This window comes from Wolbachia endosymbiont of Mansonella perstans (genome assembly GCF_020278605.1).
In the GTDB taxonomy this organism is placed as follows: Bacteria; Pseudomonadota; Alphaproteobacteria; order Rickettsiales; family Anaplasmataceae; genus Wolbachia.
In genome coordinates this window covers 1-1,348 of sequence record NZ_JACZHU010000139.1, presented here as the reverse complement: position 1 = coordinate 1,348, position 1,348 = coordinate 1, and the positions used below count along the sequence as shown (strand labels likewise).

1 pseudogene is annotated in these 1,348 nt (G+C 35.9%); it reads right to left on the bottom strand.

Features of this window, described 5'->3' with window-relative positions:
- Positions 1 to 1,016: 1,016 nt before the first annotated feature.
- Positions 1,017 to 1,348, bottom strand: a pseudogene (locus IHO13_RS05460) (GTPase ObgE); the annotation flags it as partial.

The following is a 1,348-nucleotide window of genomic DNA, read 5'->3' as shown; positions in this document are numbered from 1 at the left end:
AACTCAATGTACTTGGCGTACTGTTGTTTAATTTTTTGCACTATGTGCACCTCATACCTTTATAAACTTTCAAGGGTTTTACCTAGTATAAGCTAAAATGCGTTTGTTGAAACGTTTAAGACAATAAAAAAAATGCCAATTTAAAAGATAGATAGTGAATAACTAGCTAACGGGGTTTCTTTTGCCTTTTTTTCTCATTTGGCAAATTTCTAAAATATTTATTGATAAAGTAGTATTATGAATCCCAGTGTCAGCTACTTAGATGACAAGAGAAGAGGCTACTAGGATGACATCCCCTTTGTCATCATAGTGCTTGACACTAGGATCTACACTTTTTTCATCTAGATTCCAGCGCGTGGCGCTGGAATGACAGAAGAAAGAACTCTGGAATGGCAAGAAAGGAGCACACGGCTGTACAAACATTGTGCTACTGGGAGGGCGTCATGCTAGTGTCAAGCACTGGCATCCAGGAATTTTATTAAGTTGGTGAGTATAAAAGTAGCTGTTTTATGTTAAAATACGATGTTTTGATGATCATGGGAAAGGCTAGATCCCAGTGTCAGAGCACTGGGGTGACACCGTCTGTTATGCAAATTACTTGCTAATTGCAATGTTCGTACAGCTGTGGGGTTGGAGTGATAAAAAAAGGCTACTTGGATGATACCGTCATAAAGTGAAATTAGATCGAATATTTTGTATAAAATGGATTTCCAGCAAAAAATTACTTCGCCTATTTATTCAGTGTTACTATAATTACAGTAAAGATATTTAGAGAGCTCAAAATCTATCTCCATCTGCAGACTTTTTTATTAAACAACTGAAAAAAATATAGCGTATCTTCTTCAGTGTGCATGGGTGCACACACGTGCTTAATATCCGTAGTGTGTGCGTTGCGTTTTTTCTGAATTTTTTACATGATGGGGGTTTATGCCTAAAATATCCATTCTTGACAGAAAATTGTTCAAGTCGTCGAAAGTAATATTGGATTTGTTTATACGTGGCCATGAGCACGAAATTTATGAATTAAAAGGATCATATACATCAGTTTCCTTAGGGTTGTTCTTTTTCAATTTTTCACTTAATGACCTCAAAATGGGCTGTAAATCATCATCGATTGATAAGCATAGTACTTCTTTATCAAGGTAGTTAGCCAAGTGATTCTTCTTCTCCATAATTTCTGCTTCTTCCAGTAAGTCACATTTGTTTAACACCACAAACTCCTCCTTTCTAACAAGATCACTATTGTAAAGCTCCAACTCATTGTGTGTGCAATCATACGCTGAAATGACGTCATTGTGAGTTACATCAATTAAATGCAGTAAAATTTTACACCTTTCTATGTGCTTCA